This is a genomic window from Coprobacter fastidiosus, assembly GCF_982245605.1.
Map to the genome: position 1 here is coordinate 14,104 of NZ_CEVCIF010000010.1, position 21,025 is coordinate 35,128.

Annotated in this window: 17 protein-coding genes; 9 read left to right on the top strand and 8 right to left on the bottom strand. The window is 38.7% G+C overall.

Annotated elements, in window-relative coordinates; genetic code table 11:
* Positions 1–2: 2 nt before the first annotated feature.
* Positions 3–677 (bottom strand): ABC transporter ATP-binding protein, encoded by a 675-nt coding sequence (locus tag AC0UMU_RS04160; RefSeq protein WP_009317800.1) that lies wholly within the window; start codon positions 675–677, stop codon positions 3–5.
* A 425-nt stretch (positions 678–1,102) separates the two neighbouring features.
* On the opposite strand from AC0UMU_RS04160, the gene AC0UMU_RS04165 reads away from it, so the two are divergent.
* Both AC0UMU_RS04165 and AC0UMU_RS04170 read left to right on the top strand, forming a co-directional pair.
* Complete coding sequence (locus tag AC0UMU_RS04165) at positions 1,103–1,897, top strand: thymidylate synthase (protein WP_288641028.1); 795 nt, start codon at positions 1,103–1,105, stop codon at positions 1,895–1,897.
* Between the two features lie 44 nt (positions 1,898–1,941).
* Entirely contained in the window at positions 1,942–2,436 is a 495-nt protein-coding gene (locus tag AC0UMU_RS04170; RefSeq protein ID WP_009317804.1) for a dihydrofolate reductase, read from the top strand.
* Positions 2,437–2,507: 71 nt separating this feature from the next.
* Here the strand turns inward: AC0UMU_RS04170 and AC0UMU_RS04175 are convergent, their stop codons facing one another.
* Both AC0UMU_RS04175 and AC0UMU_RS04180 read right to left on the bottom strand, forming a co-directional pair.
* A complete protein-coding gene (locus AC0UMU_RS04175; protein ID WP_009317805.1) occupies positions 2,508–2,972 on the bottom strand; it encodes a PepSY-like domain-containing protein in 465 nt (154 codons plus the stop codon).
* Between the two features lie 309 nt (positions 2,973–3,281).
* Positions 3,282–5,330 carry a protein-disulfide reductase DsbD family protein gene (locus AC0UMU_RS04180; protein WP_022391289.1) on the bottom strand — a complete coding sequence of 683 codons (2,049 nt, stop codon included), beginning with the start codon at positions 5,328–5,330 and terminating at the stop codon, positions 3,282–3,284.
* Between the two features lie 440 nt (positions 5,331–5,770).
* Between AC0UMU_RS04180 and AC0UMU_RS04185 the strand changes: the two genes are divergently transcribed.
* From AC0UMU_RS04185 to AC0UMU_RS04200, 4 genes are all read left to right on the top strand, one after another.
* The gene (locus AC0UMU_RS04185) at positions 5,771–6,973 is read left to right on the top strand and encodes an exonuclease SbcCD subunit D (RefSeq protein ID WP_472300385.1); all 1,203 of its coding nucleotides are present in this window, start codon (positions 5,771–5,773) and stop codon (positions 6,971–6,973) included.
* Positions 6,974–6,977: 4 nt separating this feature from the next.
* Complete coding sequence (locus AC0UMU_RS04190; protein ID WP_288641020.1) at positions 6,978–10,076, top strand: AAA family ATPase; 3,099 nt, start codon at positions 6,978–6,980, stop codon at positions 10,074–10,076.
* A 69-nt stretch (positions 10,077–10,145) separates the two neighbouring features.
* Entirely contained in the window at positions 10,146–10,397 is a 252-nt protein-coding gene (locus AC0UMU_RS04195) for a GlsB/YeaQ/YmgE family stress response membrane protein (protein WP_009317809.1), read from the top strand.
* 266 nt (positions 10,398–10,663) lie between these two features.
* A complete protein-coding gene (locus AC0UMU_RS04200) occupies positions 10,664–12,202 on the top strand; it encodes a hypothetical protein (protein ID WP_278716455.1) in 1,539 nt (512 codons plus the stop codon).
* Positions 12,203–12,324: 122 nt separating this feature from the next.
* Here the strand turns inward: AC0UMU_RS04200 and AC0UMU_RS04205 are convergent, their stop codons facing one another.
* The 5 genes from AC0UMU_RS04205 to AC0UMU_RS04225 all read right to left on the bottom strand — a co-directional run bounded on the left by AC0UMU_RS04205 (position 12,325) and on the right by AC0UMU_RS04225 (position 16,586).
* On the bottom strand, positions 12,325–13,347 hold the full coding sequence (locus AC0UMU_RS04205) for an alpha/beta hydrolase (RefSeq protein WP_473979872.1): 1,023 nt from the start codon (positions 13,345–13,347) through the stop codon (positions 12,325–12,327).
* Between the two features lie 184 nt (positions 13,348–13,531).
* Positions 13,532–14,467 carry an alpha/beta hydrolase gene (locus tag AC0UMU_RS04210; protein WP_472300387.1) on the bottom strand — a complete coding sequence of 312 codons (936 nt, stop codon included), beginning with the start codon at positions 14,465–14,467 and terminating at the stop codon, positions 13,532–13,534.
* Positions 14,468–14,570: 103 nt separating this feature from the next.
* Positions 14,571–15,107, bottom strand: coding sequence for a flavodoxin family protein (locus tag AC0UMU_RS04215; protein ID WP_278716460.1), 537 nt, complete (start codon positions 15,105–15,107; stop codon positions 14,571–14,573).
* Positions 15,108–15,298: 191 nt separating this feature from the next.
* Positions 15,299–15,928, bottom strand: coding sequence for an outer membrane beta-barrel protein (locus AC0UMU_RS04220; RefSeq protein WP_009317813.1), 630 nt, complete (start codon positions 15,926–15,928; stop codon positions 15,299–15,301).
* A gap of 13 nt (positions 15,929–15,941) precedes the next feature.
* Positions 15,942–16,586 (bottom strand): DUF4136 domain-containing protein, encoded by a 645-nt coding sequence (locus tag AC0UMU_RS04225; RefSeq protein ID WP_278716463.1) that lies wholly within the window; start codon positions 16,584–16,586, stop codon positions 15,942–15,944.
* Positions 16,587–16,826: 240 nt separating this feature from the next.
* Between AC0UMU_RS04225 and AC0UMU_RS04230 the strand changes: the two genes are divergently transcribed.
* The 3 genes from AC0UMU_RS04230 (at position 16,827) to AC0UMU_RS04240 (ending at position 20,826) form a co-directional block, all read left to right on the top strand.
* The gene (locus AC0UMU_RS04230; protein WP_278716466.1) at positions 16,827–17,522 is read left to right on the top strand and encodes a 2-C-methyl-D-erythritol 4-phosphate cytidylyltransferase; all 696 of its coding nucleotides are present in this window, start codon (positions 16,827–16,829) and stop codon (positions 17,520–17,522) included.
* Complete coding sequence (gene recG, locus AC0UMU_RS04235) at positions 17,515–19,611, top strand: ATP-dependent DNA helicase RecG (RefSeq protein ID WP_278716467.1); 2,097 nt, start codon at positions 17,515–17,517, stop codon at positions 19,609–19,611. Before AC0UMU_RS04230 ends, recG begins: the two co-directional genes overlap by 8 nt.
* Positions 19,612–19,890: 279 nt before the next feature.
* The gene (locus AC0UMU_RS04240) at positions 19,891–20,826 is read left to right on the top strand and encodes a M23 family metallopeptidase (RefSeq protein ID WP_122337950.1); all 936 of its coding nucleotides are present in this window, start codon (positions 19,891–19,893) and stop codon (positions 20,824–20,826) included.
* Positions 20,827–21,025: the final 199 nt, after the last annotated feature.

A 21,025-nucleotide genomic window follows, 5' to 3' on the forward strand; every position in this document is an offset into this window, starting at 1 on the left:
TTTTATCTTAAAATTTCGACCGAACCGATAATCCCATCTTTGATATGAACGATCTTATTCGTCTGAGTGGCAATATCTCTCTCATGAGTTACGACAACCAAAGTCATTCCTTCTCTATTCACTTCTTTCAACAGATCCATAACCTCCTGGCTCGTCTTACTGTCCAACGCTCCGGTCGGCTCATCAGCCAATATAATCTGCGGACGGGCAATCAGTGCCCTTGCTATGGCAATCCGCTGTTTCTGACCTCCGGATAATTCCGAAGGCAGATGCAAAGCATGTTCTTTAAGTCCCATTTTTTCGAGATATTCCATTGCCTGCATATTTCTTTTTTTACGTGATACATTTTGATAATATAGAGGAAGAGCAACATTCTCCATTGCATTTTTAAAAGATATCAAATTGAATGATTGAAAAACAAATCCGATCATTCGATTGCGATATTCAGCAGCTTTAGTCTCCGATAAATTCTTAATAAGCACATCATTCAAATAATAATTACCCGAGTCATAATCATCCAAGATACCTAATATATTCAACAGAGTGGACTTTCCAGATCCGGATGCCCCCATTATCGAAACCAACTCCCCCTTGCCGATCTCCAAATCGACACCTTTCAGTACATGTAATGGAGAACCATTATGGTAAGTTTTGTGAATTTGCTCAAGGCGTATCATAGTCAAATATTCTATATAATTTTAATCTTAGACGTATATTACAGATCTAAAGGTTGCAAATAATAATTTTTAGTCAAAAAAATATCTGTACAAAATTTTAACAGACTCAAATCTACCTCTTATTCTACTCCACAAATATATAAAATATAAAGTACCATGTAATACATAGTACCATTAAACACAAATAAAACAGCATAATTTAACATTTATGATTAAAAACTATAAAAAAGCCTATAGAAATCGGATCGATGAAAATTCGATAACACCCCAACAGGAAGATAGTCATGTCGATAAAAGCCGTATAAAGCGACTCATAAAAATAAACCGGTACTACAAATTAAATGTTAACCCTCCCAAATATATTTCTTTTCTATATAATAATTGACATAGAATTACTATTTTTGTACTCCTATTAACTACCGAACATGAAGCAATATTTAGATCTTTTACAACGTGTATTGCAGGAAGGAACTCATAAGGAAGACCGTACCGGGACAGGTACGATTAGTGTATTCGGACACCAAATGCGATTCAATATGGAAGATGGTTTTCCGCTATTGACAACAAAAAAACTGCATTTGAAATCGATTATATACGAACTTCTATGGTTTCTTAAAGGTGATACAAATGTCAAATATCTTCAAGATAATGGAGTAAGGATATGGAATGAATGGGCCGATGAAAACGGTGATTTGGGACATATATACGGTTATCAATGGCGATCATGGCCTGATTATAACGGTGGCCATATAGATCAGATAACCGAAGCTGTGGAAACAATCAAACACAATCCCGATTCTCGCAGGATAATCGTAAGTGCATGGAATGTCGCAGATCTTCCTCAGATGAATTTACCTCCATGTCATGCGTTTTTCCAATTTTATGTAGCAAACGGACGTTTAAGTCTGCAACTCTACCAACGTAGTGCCGACATCTTTTTAGGTGTTCCGTTCAACATTGCATCATACGCTTTGTTATTAAAAATGATGGCACAAGTTACCGGATTAAAAGCCGGAGATTTTGTTCATACATTGGGAGATGCCCATATCTATAGTAATCATATCGAACAGGTAAAATTACAATTGACCCGGGCACCTCGTCCATTACCTCAAATAGAAATAAATCCGAATGTAAAGGATATATTCGGATTCAAATATGAAGATTTTACACTTACCGGATACGATCCGCATCCTCATATAAAAGGAGAGGTTGCGGTATAAGTTTCGGCAAAACTATTTAATAATAACCTAATACAGATAATATTATGCCAACAATTTCTTTAATCGCCGCAGTAGCTGAAGATATGGCTATCGGCAAAAATAAAGAGCTTTTGTGTCATATGCCCAACGATCTGAAACGGTTTAAGGACTTGACCGTAAATCATGCCGTTATCATGGGACGCCGTACATTCGAATCCCTTCCTGACGGGGCATTACCTAATCGCAAAAATTTGGTTCTTACTTCTATTCCCGAATCATTTTATGATAATGCCTTTGCTTGTTCTTCTATAGAAGATGCACTGAATCTATGCGAATCGCAAGATGAAGTTTTTATCATCGGAGGAGCCATGATATACAAACAAACTATCGAAATGGCCGACAAATTGTATATTACGGAGATTCATCATAAGTTTGAAAATGCCGATACATTTTTCCCGGTCATAGATCCTAATAAATGGAAAGAGGTTTTTCGGGAAGATCATCCGGCAGACGAAAAACATTCTTATCCTTATTCCTTTGTTATTTACGAAAAGAAATAATACAAAAACAACCCGGAAACATCTCTCTATATTTTAAGTGATGTTTCCGAGTTTAATCATCTATTTATCAATCAGTCTACAATTTCTGTGATAATTCCTCCATCACGATTAAATTTCAATTTCACCTCCGGTTGGGTTTCAAGATTTACCTCATAGCCATAACTATGCTGGCTGATCTCAACAATAGAAGCATCCGGATATTCTTGGGCGACATACGTCAAAATAGCTCCCGGTAACAGATCATACAAGACAGGTCCTGGAATTTCAACGCCATTTCCATCTACTTCTTGCCATCCGCCATTCCTGTAAAATCGCAATACAAAACCGTTTGCAAGCTCCACTTTATAATGAGGCTCTCCGTCCTCTTTCTCAACAGAAGCCACATCTACCCCGGAGAAATAATTCTCTATAAAATGTCGGCTCTCGACCGGCAAATTATTATAAACGATTTTTTTATCGTCATCATCACACGAGAAAAATATTCCCATGACCGAAAATAATAATATTGTAACTATCCCAATAGATTTCAAATTCATCGTCTTTTCGATTTAGCATTTGTAATACATTGGGATAACAAGGCGGCATGCAAAAGTTTCACGGGATTAAGATTATTTGACTACATTTAAGAGGTTGTCTGAATTTTCCGATAAATAAATATTACCAGGCCATTTTTACGTTTTCACTTGTCAGATAGCCTGCTCTCTCTCGTAAAGACAAAAAAAACGTTTCCTCAAAAACTATCAGACCTGACCCGAATAAAATTTAGACGACAGGTTCTAATCTATAATGAAAAATCCGCATCTTATAAAAAATGCGGATTTCAGACCGATAAAGATCAAGTATCATTACTTGATTCTATTCTCGAAAGTTTCGATTCCTCCTTTTAAGAAATTCAAATAAGCGGAAATATCCTCATTATAAGAATACGGAGGAGCTATAGGATAACCATCGGTATCCAATAAAACATAAAACGGTTGTGCATTAGCACCGAATTTCGACCGTTGCAAATAACTCCAACGATCCCCTACCGTACGAAGCGTACGCATCTTTCCATACTCTTCTATTTTTACCGGTTCAGATAACGGAGTCTTGTCATCTACCATTAAAGTAATCAACACATAATCATTATCGATCATCGCTTTTACGGCCGGATCAGTCCATACAGCAGCCTCCATTTTCCGGCAATTCACACAACCGAATCCGGAAAAATCGATCATAACCGGTTTATTAACTTTCTTGGCATATGCCATGCCCTCATCATAATCCGTAAATTTGGCATGTACTTCATCCTTATAAAGATTAAAATCTTGTGTATTCAACGGAGGAGTAAATGCGCTGATCGCTTTCAAAGGTGCTCCCCATAAGCCGGGAATCATATAAATAGCAAATGCGAAAGAAATAATTGCCATAAAAAGGCGTGGTACAGAGACATATTTTATATCACTGTCATGAGAAAATTTAATTTTACCGAGTAAATAAAATCCCAATAAAGTAAAAATAATAATCCATAAAGTCACGAATACCTCTCTGTCAAGGATATGCCAGCCATAAGCCAAATCGGCAACAGACAAGAATTTTAAAGCCAAAGCCAGTTCTAAGAAGCCTAATACCACTTTTACAGAATTCAACCAACCTCCCGATTTAGGCATCGACTTGAGCATAGAAGGGAATATGGCAAACAAAGAGAAGGGAATAGATAATGCTACTGCAAATCCCAACATTCCGATCGCAGGTCCGGCAATTTCACCCATCGATGCCGCCTGAACCAAAAGCGTACCGATAATAGGACCGGTACAAGAGAAAGATACCAAAACCAAAGTAAATGCCATAAAAGAGATACTCAAAATACCGGTAGTTGCATCGGCTTTACTATCCAGCTTTGTAGTCCATGAAGCCGGCAATGTTAATTCGAACGCTCCGAAAAATGATATGGCAAACAGTACCAACAATGCAAAGAATATAATATTGAATATTGCATTCGTCGCTAAATTATTCAAAGCACTCGCCCCGAAAATAGCCGTAATAATCAAACCTAACACTACATAAATAACGATAATGGCAATACCGTACATAACAGCATCCCTTATCGATTTTTTACGATCTTTCGTACGTTTCAAGAAAAAACTTACAGTCATCGGGATCATAGGCCACACGCAGGGAGTAAGCAAGGCAAGCAAACCTCCGCCGAATCCCAAAAAGAAAATAATCAGAAGCGATCTTTCGGCAGTTCCGCCATTCTCGCCAAAAGCATTGAGCTCATCTATTACCGGAGTCCACAAATCGTTTTCCGAATTCTTTGTGTGAACAGTAGCAGAATCGACAGCAACAACCCGGGCAGCCATAAGTGTATCGGCTTTCAAAATTCCGCTCTTTTGTTCCGGTTCAAATGTTGATTTTATATTTTCTTTTTGTAAAGACTCCGGCTTCGTTGCTTCTGCAGGAGTACCTTTTCCCGTAAAAGTAAACTCCTCAGTCGTCGGAGGAAGACAACTCTGGTCATTACAAGCCATTGCCCTCACATTACCCGTTATAGAAAATGTCGGTGCTGTCAATTTTATTTTCTGAATAAATACGGCCTGCTTTTCATACCAACTGAGTTCCATTTCGAACTGTTTATCATATTTTTTTATCAGACGAGACGACGAGGTTACCCCGCCATCTAAGACCGCACCATGTATCTCATCGAATGAAAATGTTGTTGCCGCAGGTCCTCCATCCGGAATATTCATTCCATAAAGATGCCATCCGTCATCCATATTGGCAGTAAATACAAGCTCTTTTTCAGAATCGGAAATATCCTTTACAGAAAAACGCCAATGTACCGCCTCGATAATTTGGGCATAACTTATAACACTCACACACAAAAGAAACAACAGCGAAAATAATTTCTTCATTATCATTTAGTTTTTTAACTTACATCTCACACTACCGGAATTTTCTGATCCATAGAAAATAACTCTATATAATTAACAGAAAAGCCGAAAAAAAGATTGTTTCAAAACATCTGTAAAACTTATTTTGAAACAATCCAGTCCTACTTTCTACAAAGTTATCTAATGACTGCGGTATTTGATATAATTTCACCTGCTTTATTAACAGTTTTTACAAAATAAATCCGATAACGAGATTTGAAATTTCCTCTTTCAAAATTCCTTTCATCTATTCTACCAATGTATCACAAATATAGAACTTTAAAGATATTTCTATATCTATTAAACTCCTGACAAATAAATCCCGTTTAAATTTTCCGATAAAGTAATTCAGTCAGGCTATAAAAACACGGATGAATCAAATTTGTTTTGTACATTTGTTCTATCAAGATCATAATCGATATATGAAACTCATTCATACGGCAGACTGGCATATCGGACAATCATTTTACGGGTATAACCGAGACAACGAACATCAAATGTTTTTTGAATGGCTGTGTGCTGTAATAAAAAGGGAAAAAGCCGATGCCCTGCTCATTGCCGGAGATGTTTTCGATTCTCCTAATCCTCCGGCCTCGGCACAACGTTTATTTTACCATTTTCTGAGAAAGGCCACTGAAGAAAATCCGCAACTGCAAATCATAATCATATCGGGAAACCACGACTCGGCTGCCCGCTTGGAAGCTCCCATGCCTTTATTGGAATCGATGAACATCACGATCAAAGGTGTTATAAAAAGAAATGAAGACGGAATCGACTACTCAGATTTGTTAGTTCCCATTTATGATAAAGAGGGAAATATCCTCATCTGGTGTATGGCTGTCCCCTACATAAGACAAGGAGATTATCCTCCTTCAGACAGTTACGCAGAAGGTGTAAAAAATCTGTATAACGCCATATATAACGAGGCTTTGAAGCATGCAGAGCACGACCAAATGATTATCGCTATGGGACATTTGCAGGCCACAGGATCTGAGATTTCAGAAGACGACCAGAGCGAACGTACCGTAATCGGCGGTTTGGAGTGCATTTCTCCCGAAGCCTTTGCCCCCGGCATTTCTTACACGGCTCTCGGCCATTTGCACAAAGGACAGCGTGTCTCGAAACGAGAAAATGTCCGTTATGCCGGAAGTCCTTTGCCGATGTCTTTCGCTGAAAAAAATTATAAGCACGGTATCGAAGTCATCGAATTAGAGAAAAACAAAGTTATAAATATACACCGAGAAATCTTCGATGCACCGATTCCTCTGCAATCAATACCCAAAACAGCCGAACCGATAGATAAAGTTTTACAGGCAATAGATAGTATAGACCCGTCTTCAAAAAATTATATAGAGGTGCTTGTATCGGTCGATGGTCCTGAACCGTCTCTTAATTATAAAATAGAACAAGCACTGGAGAATAAGCAAGTACGTCTTACTCGTATTTTGCGAAAATCGGCGGTTGTTTCCGGATCAGGCGAGCAACGGATAATAAATTATGACGAGTTTAAGAAGATCAGTCCTATAGAGATGGCAAAGGAGGCTTTTTTGAAGAAATACGGATCAGAAATGCCCACAGATATAGAAAGCTTGTTAAAAGAAGCAATCGAACAAACGGAGATTTGAGAACATGAAAATATTAGCCATACGAGGAAAAAACCTCGCCTCGTTAGCCGGGGAATTTACAATAGATTTTACAACCGAACCATTATGTTCAGCCGGAATATTCGCAATTACCGGAGCTACAGGCTCCGGCAAATCGACTTTACTCGATGCATTATGTCTGGCTCTATTCGATAAAACTCCCCGCACCGAAGGCAGTTCGGACAGTATATCGGTTTCTGATACCGAAGGACAAAGTATCGGACAAAAAGATCCTCGTAGTATTTTGCGCAGAGGTACGACACATGGATATGCAGAGGTAGATTTCAAGGCATTAAACGGTCTCTGTTACCGTAGTTCTTGGTCGGTGGCACGCGCCAGAGATAAAATAACCGGGAAATTAAAAAATGCCGAAATACGGGTATTCAGACTCGATAATCAAGAAGAAATACAAGGTACAAAAACCGAGATTCTGTCTCGTATTCAAGAACTGCTCGGCATGAATTTCGAACAATTTACTCGATCGGTACTATTAGCTCAAAATGATTTTTCTACCTTTTTAAAAGCTAAACAAAACGAAAAAGCGGAATTGCTGGAAAAACTTACCGGAACTGATATCTATTCCCGTATATCGAAAACAATATACATGCGTGCAAAAGATGCTGAAGAAAAATGGCAATCTATGTACAACCGCACCAAAGATATCGAACTTCTGCCGGAAGAAACCGTAAAACAATATTTAACAGAGCAAAACTCGATCATCGAATCTCTTTCTCTTTTGCAAAAACAGCAAAAAAGTATCGAAGAGAAATTGAATTGGATTAAAAACCGAGAAACACTTTTCTTTGAAAAGGAAAAAGCACAAAACGATCTGACAAAAATACGACAAGAACTTCTTGAAGCTCAGCCCCGCTTCAACTATCTGCAACGTATCGACTGCATACAACCGATAAAAGAATACTATCTGAAACTAAAAACAGCAGAAGAACAACATATTAAAGCCAAAGTTCTCTATCAAACGCTACAAAAACAACGAAACGAAATTTCAGAAAAATATAAAACAGCAGAAGATGTTTATAGGCAAAACGAATCTCAACTGAAAAAGATAGAAGATACCTATATTCTTATAGAACCTCAATTAAGAAGGGCTCGTGAACTGGATATACGAATCGAGAACGGGAAAAAACAGACCGACACTCTAAAGTTTGATATAGACAAGATTACAAAAGAATTGGACGCAGAACAACAAATATATGAAACTCTGCACAAGGATATATCTACAACCGAGACTCAAATAAAAGAGATTAAGAAATGGTTTACCGAACACGAGCACTTTAAAGATATAATCCCTCACATAAGCTTGATTTTGAATTTAATCCACGAAACGGAGATCGCCCGCAACCAGAAATTATCAAATGAAAAGACACTTATATCATTAAATAAAACTCTCGAAGCGCAAGAGAAAAAATTAACGCAAGTAAGAACAGAACGCGAAAATCTGGAAAAACATCTTCCCAAAGAAATCATTCAATGGCGTTTACGGCTTGTCGAAGGCACTCCGTGCCCGGTATGCGGGAGCATACACCATCCGATAAAACAAAATACCGACACTTCGGAAGAGTCTTTACAATCGGAAAAATTGGAAGAACTCAAAGAAAATGCCGATAAAATGATCTCTTCTCTTTCGGAAGAAATCGGACAAATCTCGATTTCTATCGAGCGATACCGCACTTTAATACAGAACTACGAAACATCGTATAAAAATGCACATGAAAATATTGCCGGATATTTCGAGACTTTTCCTGATTGGGAAAAGTTATTACAAGAAGAAACACTGGGAAAACTATTAAAAGAAACTGCGTCTTTTTGGCAAATAAAACAAGAATCTCTTTCTCGTTTATCAGAAAAACAAAATACATCGAACGAAAAGCTCTCTGCAAAAACCGATCTTATCAAACGATTGGCAGAGACCCGAAAAGAGAGGGAGCAACAACAACTCTCAGAATCTTCCCGATTGTCTCAACTGCTCGAAGAAAGAAAAAGTTTATTCGAAGGACGGCTGGCAAACGATATACAAACAAATTATGAGAAACGAAAACAAGAAGTTTCAAAACAACTCGAAGATTCTCGAAAAACATTAAACGATATTGCCGGAAAACAAGAGCATCTAAACGGTATATCCGCAGCAAACAAACTCGAACTTAACCGACTTTTACAAGAAATCGAAACGGAAAAGCAAAACATAAAGGTATGGATTTCCGATTTTAATCGTACCTCGGCCTTCCGTCTCTCGTCAGAAGATTTGCCGGAACTCTTATCCCGGTCTCCGGAATGGATTACCCGTGAACGAGAACAATTAGCAGACCTTTCTCGTCGAGAAAGCATCTGTAAAGCAACACTTATCGAAAGAGAAAACAAACTTAAAACTCACGAATCGAATAATCCGGGAGTTATAAGCACAAATCATGATGAATCTTTGATAAAACAAATTGAAGAAATTAATAACAATATAAAATCATATCAACAAAGAAATACCGAGATTTCCGTATTGTTACAATCCCACCAACGAAATTCAGAAAAAGTAAAACAGTTTACAAATGAACTCGATCGGTTAAGTCTTATTTCGGAAAAGTGGAATAAACTAAATGAATTATTAGGTTCTCAAAGCGGTGATAAATTCAAAAAAATCGCACAGGGATATACCCTCGACATATTGTTATCTTATGCAAACAAACATCTGCAAGAGTTATCAAGACGGTATGTACTACAACGCATTCCGGACACACTCGGGCTTCAAATCTCCGACCTCGATATGGGAGGAGAAATAAGATCGGTACACTCTCTATCAGGAGGAGAATCTTTTCTCATATCTTTGGCCCTTGCCTTAGGCTTGTCTTCCGTATCCTCGAACCGCATGCAAGTCGAATCCTTGTTCATCGACGAAGGATTCGGTTCTCTCGACATAGATACCCTGCGTATTGCAATGGATGCTCTTGAACGGTTACAAACAGGAGGAAGAAAAATCGGCGTCATATCACATGTACAAGAAATGACCGAACGCATCGCTGTGCAAATACAAGTAGAAAAAATAAACAACGGAAAAAGCAAGATATCGATAACAGGATAAAAAAGAGATGACAAAACCAAACAGTCTGTAAAAATGTTTATACCATATAAATTCTAAAAACAGATTGTCATGAGTTTTTTATGGTACATATTGATCGGTATTCTCGCAGGATGGGTCGCCGGAAAAATTATGAGAGGCGGAGGTTTCGGATTGGTTGTTAATTTGGTAGTCGGCATTATCGGCGGTTTGCTCGGAGGTTGGTTGTTCGGGCTTTTCGGTCTTATTCCCGTCGGCTCGATCGGTAGCTTTATCACATCCGTAATCGGAGCTATCGTTCTGTTATGGCTGGTTTCATTCATGCAACCTAAACAGAAACAATAAAAATTTCCGTTGAGCTTTCTTTCATTTAGAGCCTGTTTAAAGAAACCCAAAACCTGATTCGGGTAAAATTCAGACGACAGGCTCTTAACTCCGTTCTTAAAAAATAGTCGCATAATTACCTACCTAATTTTACACTTATTTCTTCTCCACGATTATTAATCCCCAATTAATTAAAATATAATTGATCTAATAATCGTCTCATCACATATTTGCAATAATGTTAACCGACAGTTATTTCCGAACTATTATTTCTAATAAATATACTTATGAAAACATGTACATTCAAACAGGCAGCCTCTTTACTCTTATGCTGTCTCATTACTACGGCTTCTGCCAAAGAAATCTATCTATCATCTAATGGGAAAGACAAAAATGACGGTACAACTCCTGCTACTGCCGTAAAAACCCTCTCAAAAGCTTTATCGCTTGCAGATAAAGGCGACGAAATCAAAGTATCGGGATTTATCGATATTTCTAAAGAGCCGACTTCTGATCAATACGGAAACGGATGCTACAACCTGAAAGGTAACCAAGGAGTAAAATTTCCCAACAAGGCGTTGACTATTACAGGAGATAATCGAGAAACCTGCGGATTTGACGGAAAATCAAATTCCGGAAACGGAACAGGCTGCCTTCGCTTAGATGGTGTATACGACGGATTAACTGTCAAGAACCTTACTATAAAAAACGGCGATCCTTGCGGAGATAAAGGTGGAGGTGCTTATATCCGGGAAGGTAAAATCACATTCGACAACTGTGCTTTCATAGACAATCGCAACTATAAACAGAATAACGGTACTACTCGAGGAGGCGCTATTTACTACGAAGGAAATCATCCGGACTCTAAGTTGACCCTTAACAAATGTATATTTAAAGGTAATCTGAACAAAGAAGGTAGTGATATCTTTTTCAGTAACGGAACATTACTTGCCGACGGTTGTTCTTTTGAAGGAACTGATGCCAGCATATATGCAGGATCAGAAGGCGGAGTGCTAAAAACTACTACACAAGGAGACTTCAATGACATCGTATTCCGCAACTCGGTTATCAGAAACTATAAAGTAGATACGAATGGTGCGGCATTCAGTCTGAAACATCTCGTAAAAGATAAAAATTTAAATCTCCGGGTTGAGAACTGCCTCATTTACAATAATCAATGCCTGAAATATCAGGGTGGAGTATGCATTGTAGATAACAGCCAACCTTCGGGCACAGATAAAGTAACCTTTATCAATACGACCATGTACGGAAACAAAGCCATGTCCGGTGGAGCTATCATGCTCGACCAAGTTCCCGAGACGACAAGCACATTCGACCTTATCAACTGCACTATCGTAGGTAATGACTCCCAATCCGGCGGAGGGGTACGCATCAACAATAGAGCTGTAAATATGACCAAACGCATCTATAACTGCATTTTGGAAGGCAATACCGAAAAAGGAGAACGCCCTTCTGACCTGTCCATACAATATAATGATGTCAACGGAAATGAACTGATTATCAAAAATTCATTTATAGGATCAGAATCCAGCAATAAATTAAGCGACGGCTTTGCCACCGAAAGCCAAATGAATTATACCCCGAACGGCATATCATGCGGTCTTGTGGAAAATCCGATCGAGTGCATACAAAAACTAAAATGTATTCCTTTAAAAGACAATTCTCAAGCACTAAAAGCCGGGAATGCACAATATTTGAAAGAAGTGGGTGTATATGTCGATCAACTACAAAAAACAAGACCTTATAGCGACAATAAATGTGCCGCAGGAGCAATAGAAAATCCGATCGGTAAAATCGGAAAGTAACTTTATAAATTAAGAGCCTGATAAAATTTAGACTTAGTTACCATTCGGAAGAATCATTCGAACTCCGGATGGTAACTTTATTCTGCAAATTATTTTTTACTATTTCATCAAACATCACGTGATTATTTCAGGTTTTCCTTAAAAAATACTTCCAATTTATCAAAAGGGATCAAACTTGTACGGTCATACAAATCTACATGACCCGCACCAGGGACAACATACAATTCTTTTGGCTCAGCAGCTCGTTTATAAGCATCTTCACTAAACTCCCGAGAATGGGCATTCTCTCCGGTAATAAAAAGCAAAGGACGCGGGGAAATGGTTTCTATATCGTTAAATGGATAGAAATTCATAAATTTTACATTACTGGTAAGAGTAGGATGTGTCGTCGTAAGCGGAGTCACTCCTTTGGGTGTATATTCGCCACGTGAAGTACGGTAAAAATCATAAAATTCTCGCTCAATAGGAGTTGAATTTGCATCCAACTCATGCACTGTACCACTGGTATATTTGGTTTTGCCGCCTACAAATTCGACATAACGCTGTTCCGCCGCCTCAGCAAGAATTTGCCGCCGTTGTTCAAGTGTTACGGTATGTTTCAACCCATTACGATTAGCAGCTCCCATATCATACATACTTATCGTTACTATCGCTTTCAATCTCGGATCAATTTTCGCAGCACTAATAGCAAAGCTTCCACTACCGCAAATTCCAATAACCCCGATTCTCTCACGGTCAACAAATTTTCTCGACCCGAGAAAATCAACCGCAGCACTAAAAGTCTCTGAATACATATCAGGAGACACGGCATTACGAGGCAAACCTTCACTCTCTCCCCAAAACAGAAGATCTATAGATAAGGTTACAAATCCACGTTCAGCCATTTTCACTGCATAAAGATTGGCACTCTGTTCTTTAACTGCACCCATCGGGTGACCGACAATAATGGCAGGATATTTTTCCCCAGTCTCCATTTTTTCGGGGAGAAACAGATTTCCTCCTATTTTCATTTTATATTGATTAAGGAAAGAAACCTTTTCTATTTTCACTTTATCACTTTTGTAAAAGTTATTTGCGTCGGTTTGTGCAAAAGAGATATAATGCACAGTCATAACCAATATAACCACAAAAAATATCTGTTTCATAGTTCTAATAATATGTATGTTTCTTACTTTTTATTTTTTATGTACTGTCTCAATCTTCCAATAAGCGATATATCTCATTCGTCAAATGACTTGCTATCAACCTCGTAATCCCCCAAAACAAACTCAAAAGAATCTCTCAAACCTGACTCGAATAAAACTCAGACAAGCTTCTTAACATCAACTTTCATTTTAAACTTTCTTTAAAGAATGTCTCCAATTTGTCAAAAGGAATCATATCGACACGATCATAGAGGTCGATATGGCGCGCACCCGGTACGATATAAAGCTCTTTCGGTTCAGCAGCCCTCTCATAAGCATCTTCACTGAAATAACGCGAATGCGCATTCTCTCCTATAATAAAAAGTAAAGGACGAGGAGATATGGTCTGGATATAGTTCATCAGAGGGAAATTAATAAACGATAAATGACTCGTTTCGGAAAAACCTCCCCGAGCACGAGGATGATGCCCTCGTTTAAGAGCATAGTATTCCCAAAACTCAGCACCTATCGAATCGAGTCCTGCAGGTATCTCTGTCGCAGTCTCGACCGGAAATGACGGATTATACTCAGGTTCTCCGGCCTCAAAATCTTTCCAACGTTGTTCACTGAGACGTTCGAGCATCCGATCATATTCAACCTTCGTCATAGAATCTTTCCATCCGTAATGATCTGCACGACTAATATCATACATACTTGCTGTAGCAACGGCTTTAATACGTTTATCTACCCGAGCCGCCGTAACTGCAAAGCCTCCACCCCCGCAAAGCCCGATCGCGCCGATACGATTTCGGTCAACAAATGATCGTGTACCGATAAAATCGACCGCAGCACTAAAATCCTCGACAAAAATATCCGGAGAAGAAATATGGCGAGGTTCACCGCTGCTTTCTCCATTATAAGACTCATCAAAAGCCAAAGTTATAAATCCTCGTTCGGCAAGTACCATAGCATAAATACCTGCACCTTGTTCCTTCACTCCACCATAAGGTGTTCCTATGACAATTGCCGGGTATTTTTCAGATTTGTCAAAGTCTTTCGGCACATACATATCTGCAGCGACTGTAATTCCGAAACGATTTTTATATCGAACACTCTCAACTTCTACCTTATCACTGACGATAAAAGTCTTATCATTTTTTTAAGCACTAAGCGTATTCATAATTAGCAACATTAAAAATATCAAAAAACATAATTTTCTATTCATCCTATCCTATTTTATAGAATCACACATTTTTACCCATTTCGTATGCCTCTTGCATAGCAGCATTACCCTTAATTTCGCCAATATTCCATACTCCCAAACCGAATACAGTTCCTTTTATCACCGGATTCTCTAAACAATCGAGAAAACCTTGAAAAGTATCGACCGTGCGTAACATTTTTTCTTTATCGTCTTCTGCCGCCGTTATAATAAAAAAGAAATCTTTATTTTTTATCTCTGTATAACGTGCACAGCAACGATCGATAAGGGTCTTCATTTGTGCCGACATCGTATAAAAATATACCGGAGTAGCCATAACAATCACATCCGCAGCAAGCATTTTCTCTATAATTTCAGACATATCATCTTTCTGAGGACAAGGTTTGCCATACATACTGCACACGCTACATCCCGTACAGTAATTAATATTTTTGTCCCGAAGAAAGATCTTTTCTGCTTCATTACCGGATTCTATAGCTCCTCGTAAAAATTCATCACACAAAGTGTCGGAGTTGCCGCCACGACGCGGACTCGATGAAAGAATCAATATTTTTTTCATTTTCTTGCTTAATGTTTTTATTCGGTACAAAAATAATAGCTCTTCTATTACAGATTTGTAGATAAATCTTCGATTCTATTAACCAAATTACGGATTTTTCTATCAGAATAATTTTTACATGAATATGTCATAACATAAAAAAGGCCATCAGACAATCTGCCCGATGACCCTTTTTTGAAATAGTATATAGTTTAGAATGCCAAGCCGAGACGGAATCCGAAGTTATTTAATCCGTCGAGCGAATAAGTAAGGACATTTCCTTTATTGGTAGCATAACTATAATATAATGCTACATGGAAACCCACCGACTTGTCCTGAGTAGGATACATCGTAATACCTACTTCAGGAGAAATATAGAATCCCCAATCATAATCATGAGATTTATATACATTATAATATGATGACATCTCACTATATTCAGGACCTAATTTCAATGACAAATAAGGAATGAACTGACTTTCGGGAACAAAACGATAACGGAAAGACGCTCCGAAAGGCAATTGGAACAACGAGTGCTGCTGATCTGTGGTCATTGCTGCTGTTTCGGAAATATTCAGTGTTCTCTGCCCAAAATATTCATTATTCGTACTGTAAGCCAAGAAAAGACCTACTCCAATATTATCGGTGATAAAATAACCGCCTTCAAAGTTCATCCCCCAACCACTGGCAGTGCTTGCAAATTTATTACTTAGCGGTACGTTGAATTGCCAGTCGACATTCGCATAACCTTTTTTCACCTGAGCTTGTCCTACCGCAGGAACAGCCATGAAAACCGCCATTATAACAGCGAGTTTCAATCCTATATTTTTTATTGTTTTCATCTTGTCTGTAATTTTATTTTTTCAAATAAGGAGATTGGACATAAGCTTGATTTACAGCCGTGATAGCAAGTTGCGCATTAAAACGGTTAGAGCCGGAAAGCAAACCGGTCATATACGCACTCCACAAAACAGGAAGTTTTTCTTTTTGCCCGGTCGGTGCACTCAAATTTACCAATTCGGCAAGCATAGAGCCCACATTATAACTATATACAACACTATACGGATAGTACCAGCCGCCACCCCAGTAGCCACCCCAATAACCAGGATACCAGTAACCGGGATAATCCCACCACCAATAGGGGTTGCTATAACCCGTAAAATAGTACGAATCCTCTACATAACTTACCTGAATACCCAAATCGGCATCTTCTTTTTCCTCGACCCTTGTGTAGCCTCTTTCATCCATGTTTTTCACATAAGTGTCGATAATATTCAACGCATTGTCATCTTTCCAATATTTTGCCTCTTTACTGTCCGAGATAAGCAAAATACTGTCCGGAATATAATACGTTGAAAACTCACTGAAATTTTCTTTTTTATCATAATCGGTATAGACCATGAAATTGTCATCCAATTTAGACATATCGGGGTCTTTCTGACACGATGTTGATAAAAATAATACGAATAGTACCAATAGTACAGAAATCATTTTTTTCATATTACTTTCCATTTAAATTTATTAATTAGAAACGATTATGATTCCATAACAATACTTATAAAAGAAAGTTTGAAAAACAGGTGTTAATAAGCTATAACCGGATACAGTTTTAACATTTTATCCCCTAAAAAACTATCTGAAATTCCCGATAAAAATTATATTTTCTACAAAACAACTCACCACAACATGTTTTTCGTTATTTTTATGTAAGTTTGCCGGTAAATGCAAAAAACCGGAAAAATGCAAACCGACAATTGTATTCAACTTCCTAAATACGTTATTATTGTGGCCGGAGGAAAAGGATTGAGAATGGGTGGAGAAATTCCCAAACAATTCCGCCCGATCTCAGGTCATCCGGTACTGATGCACACCCTCGAAGCTTTTTATAGATATGATCCTGAAATAGAAATCATCTTGGTGTTACCCGAAGAATTCCAAAATTATTGGAACGACTTATGTCTTCAATATCGATTTACCCTTAAACACAGAGTCGTTACAGGAGGACCGACCCGTTTTCATTCAGTAAAAAACGGACTCGATACTTTGCCTGATAACGGGCTGGTAGCCGTGCACGACGGTGTACGTCCATTAGTCTCCGAAGAGGTAATCGACAATGCATTCGAAGAAGCGAAACGGTCAGGTGCAGTAATTCCGGTCATTGAAGTAACCGATTCTCTACGAGAGTTGACCCCGAACGGAAAAAGCAAATCTGTCCCGAGAAATTTATACCGAAGTGTACAAACTCCCCAAGTGTTCAAAACCGCACTTTTGAAAGAAGCATACAGCCAACCGTTCTGCGATTGCTTCACCGACGACGCATCAGTCGTCGAGGCTACAGGCAAAGAGGTCAAGTTGATAAAAGGAAATACGGAAAACATAAAAATTACAACCCCGAAAGATTTGTTATTGGCAGAAATGTTATTATCTCATGTCTGATTTATCGACCCGCGACATAAAATTTCTACCGGGAGTAGGTCCGAAAAAAGCGGAACTGCTCAATAAAGAGCTGAAAATATTCAGCTTCGAAGACCTTTTATACTATTTCCCTTACAAATATATAGACCGCAGCCGTACCTATAAAATCAAGGAAATAGACGGAAATATGCCCTATATACAACTACGGGGAGAGATCTTGAATTTCGAAACACAAGGCGAAGGCAAAGGTCGTCGACTTATCGCCCGTTTTTCGGACGGAACAGGCATTATCGAACTGGTATGGTTTAAAGGAATAAAATTCATTATCGAGAAATACAAACCGGGTGTAGAATACACTCTGTTCGGGAAACCGACCCGGTTTGGCAGCAAATTCAATATCGCTCACCCCGAAATCGATCCGATCGACGATATTATCGATAAAGCTCCGGGATTACAAGCTTATTATAGCACGACAGAGAAGATGAAAAGTCATTTTCTCAATTCGAAGGCTATACAAAAAATCATATATAATCTTTGGAAAAGTATTAATGGCCCTCTTCCCGAAACACTACCGGCACAGGTTATCGCCCGTTCCCAAGTCATCTATCTGACCGAAGCCATACAAAATATACATTTCCCGCAATCTCCCGATCTATTGAGAAGAGCACAATTCAGACTCAAATTCGAAGAACTGTTCTACCTGCAACTGAATATACTCCGTTTTACCCGACAAAGACAAAAAAAACTGGGCGGTTTTCGGTTCGACCATATCGGAAACTATTTCAACAATTTTTATCACCAATGTCTGCCTTTTGAGCTGACAAACGCTCAAAAAAGAGTATTACGGGAAATTCGTGCAGATGTCGGAAGCGGAAAACAGATGAATCGCTTGTTACAAGGGGACGTCGGAAGCGGAAAAACTTTGGTGGCCTTAATGAGTATGCTGATGGCTGTCGATAACGGATTTCAAGCATGCCTCATGGCTCCCACCGAAATACTGGCATCTCAGCATTACGAATCGATCAGCGAATTGGTTGCCCCGATCGGCATTCATGTAGAATTGCTGACCGGATCGACACGAAAGAGAGAGAGAGAACGCATTCATGAAGGATTACTGACCGGAGATGTAAATCTGATTATCGGCACACATGCACTGATCGAAGATACCGTACTCTTTTCGAATCTGGGATTAGTAGTCATCGACGAACAGCACCGTTTCGGAGTAGAACAACGTGCACGACTGTGGAAAAAGAATAACCGGCCTCCCCACATACTGGTAATGACGGCAACACCCATTCCCCGAACATTGGCAATGACCGTTTACGGAGATCTGGACGTTTCGGTAATCGACGAACTTCCTCCGGGAAGGAAGCCGATACAGACCATACACCAATACGATAATAAACGAGGAGCTCTATATGCATCTATTCGCAAACAGATCGAAATGGGCCGACAGATTTATATCGTATATCCGCTTATACAAGAAAGTGAACGTTCGGATTTGAAAAATCTGGAAGACGGATTTAAACATATACAAGAGGTCTTTCCCGAGTTTAAAGTTTGTATGGTACATGGCAAAATGAAACCGGCTGAGAAAGATGCTGAAATGCAGAAATTTGTTTCAGGAGAAGCCCACATTATGGTGGCGACTACTGTAATCGAAGTAGGTGTAAATGTTCCGAATGCCTCGGTAATGATCATAGAAAATGCCGAACGTTTCGGATTATCGCAATTGCACCAATTACGAGGACGTGTAGGACGGGGAGCAGATCAATCCTATTGTATCTTGATGACTTCGCACAAGCTCTCCCAAGAAACACGAAAACGACTCGAAATCATGGTACGCACGAACGACGGTTTCGAAATATCGGAAGCCGATCTGCAATTGCGAGGTCCAGGTGATATGGAAGGTACTCAACAAAGCGGTATCGCTTTTGACTTAAAAATCGCAAACATCGCTAAAGACGGACAAATATTGCAATTAGCTCGTGATATTGCTAATGAAATTTTAGATAAAGATCCTGAATTATCTCTGACAGAAAACTATGTCCTGAACCGCCAATTACAAAAAATATTCACAAAGAAAATCAATTGGAGTCTGATCAGTTAAAAGCCTGTCCAAATCTTTATTTCTTAAATTGTTCAAACATGTTGCAAAACATATTTTGAAATAAACACCTAAAAAACAAATAATTACCAATAAATAAAGTTCTGTTTTTCTCCTCACTACCGTAAAAGATGTTAATCAGAAAATCCTTTTTCCGGACAAAATCATTACCTTTGAAAATGTGAGCCTAAATCTGGGCACATAGCGTATCGATTACGATATCCACATTTACATTATCCATGTTCCGGGAAATCCGGAAAAGTAAGACAAAAAATCATCGGAATGAAATTGATTGGATTAAAACAATTTATTATTACAGGCTTATTCACAGTGATCCCCTTTGGTTTAGTTTCAGCGCAAACCACAAAGCCGGCCACTAAAAAACATACCTCCATTCAAGAAGACCTTATCGCCTACAACAAAGTAATTCCCCGCATTATGAATGTGGTGGATTCGGCCGCTCTAAAAAAAAGGCTGGAACAGGAATATAACGAATACCCCGCTCTTGATCTTTACGGAGACAACTGGAATACAGAATGGGTAAATCCTTACAAATCGACTGTGCAACTTCCCGACTCGTTTTCAATCGACGTCTCTAACTATTGCATGCCAGTTCCGGGATACAAAACCTCTGATTACGGTCCTCGCTGGCGCAGAATGCACAGAGGAGTGGATTTGAAACTTCAGGTAGGAGATACCGTAAGAGCCGCATTTTCAGGAAAAGTAAGAATCACGAAATATGAAGCCAGAGGATACGGCTACTATGTCTTATTAAGACATCCGAACGGATTGGAAACAATTTACGGGCACCTTTCAAAAATATTGGTTCGCCCCAATCAAATTGTCAAAGTAGGTGATCCTATTGCATTAGGAGGCAACACCGGAAGATCAACAGGTCCCCACCTCCATTTTGAAACGCGCTTTTTAGGTCTGGATATAAATCCGAACGAAATTTTCGATTTTGTCAATCAAGTTCCCCATACCGATACTTATGTATTCAGAGCAAAAACATCCGTAAAGAACGTTTATTCGGCACGCACTGCAGCATCGAAAAGTGGAAATAACGGAAGCAAATATGTCACTTACAGAGTGAAAAAAGGAGATACGCTCTCTTCTATTGCCGTCAAATACCGTACAACAGTAAATACATTATGCCGATTGAACGGTATCAGTAAAAATAAGATATTGCGATTGGGACAACCTATTCGAGTAAAATAAAAAAAGAAGTGAAAATTTGACATTCTGATTAAAAGCTGTTATCTTTGCCGAGATTTTGAAAAACAGGAAAGATATGATAATTAATATTTATCTGAATAGTGGCATACCGCATTCAAGCATGTCGAATCCCGACAGCAATTTCCCGTTTTTCGTAGACAATGAACTTAAAATTTTTATTATATAATGCGTTGGCTTTATT

Bases quoted from the DNA above. Each gene is read 5' to 3' on its own strand.
- AC0UMU_RS04175 (WP_009317805.1), bottom strand. From the start codon at position 2,972: ATGAATTTGAAATCTATTGGGATAGTTACAATATTATTATTTTCGGTC.
- AC0UMU_RS04220 (WP_009317813.1), bottom strand. From the start codon at position 15,928: ATGAAAACAATAAAAAATATAGGATTGAAACTCGCTGTTATAATGGCG.
- AC0UMU_RS04180 (WP_022391289.1), bottom strand. From the start codon at position 5,330: ATGAAGAAATTATTTTCGCTGTTGTTTCTTTTGTGTGTGAGTGTTATA.
- AC0UMU_RS04165 (WP_288641028.1), top strand. From the start codon at position 1,103: ATGAAGCAATATTTAGATCTTTTACAACGTGTATTGCAGGAAGGAACT.
- AC0UMU_RS04240 (WP_122337950.1), top strand. From the start codon at position 19,891: ATGAAATTGATTGGATTAAAACAATTTATTATTACAGGCTTATTCACA.
- AC0UMU_RS04205 (WP_473979872.1), bottom strand. From the start codon at position 13,347: ATGAAACAGATATTTTTTGTGGTTATATTGGTTATGACTGTGCATTAT.
- AC0UMU_RS04230 (WP_278716466.1), top strand. From the start codon at position 16,827: ATGCAAACCGACAATTGTATTCAACTTCCTAAATACGTTATTATTGTG.
- AC0UMU_RS04185 (WP_472300385.1), top strand. From the start codon at position 5,771: ATGAAACTCATTCATACGGCAGACTGGCATATCGGACAATCATTTTAC.
- AC0UMU_RS04160 (WP_009317800.1), bottom strand. From the start codon at position 677: ATGATACGCCTTGAGCAAATTCACAAAACTTACCATAATGGTTCTCCA.
- AC0UMU_RS04215 (WP_278716460.1), bottom strand. From the start codon at position 15,107: ATGAAAAAAATATTGATTCTTTCATCGAGTCCGCGTCGTGGCGGCAAC.
- recG (WP_278716467.1), top strand. From the start codon at position 17,515: ATGTCTGATTTATCGACCCGCGACATAAAATTTCTACCGGGAGTAGGT.
- AC0UMU_RS04195 (WP_009317809.1), top strand. From the start codon at position 10,146: ATGAGTTTTTTATGGTACATATTGATCGGTATTCTCGCAGGATGGGTC.
- AC0UMU_RS04225 (WP_278716463.1), bottom strand. From the start codon at position 16,586: ATGAAAAAAATGATTTCTGTACTATTGGTACTATTCGTATTATTTTTA.
- AC0UMU_RS04170 (WP_009317804.1), top strand. From the start codon at position 1,942: ATGCCAACAATTTCTTTAATCGCCGCAGTAGCTGAAGATATGGCTATC.
- AC0UMU_RS04190 (WP_288641020.1), top strand. From the start codon at position 6,978: ATGAAAATATTAGCCATACGAGGAAAAAACCTCGCCTCGTTAGCCGGG.
- AC0UMU_RS04200 (WP_278716455.1), top strand. From the start codon at position 10,664: ATGAAAACATGTACATTCAAACAGGCAGCCTCTTTACTCTTATGCTGT.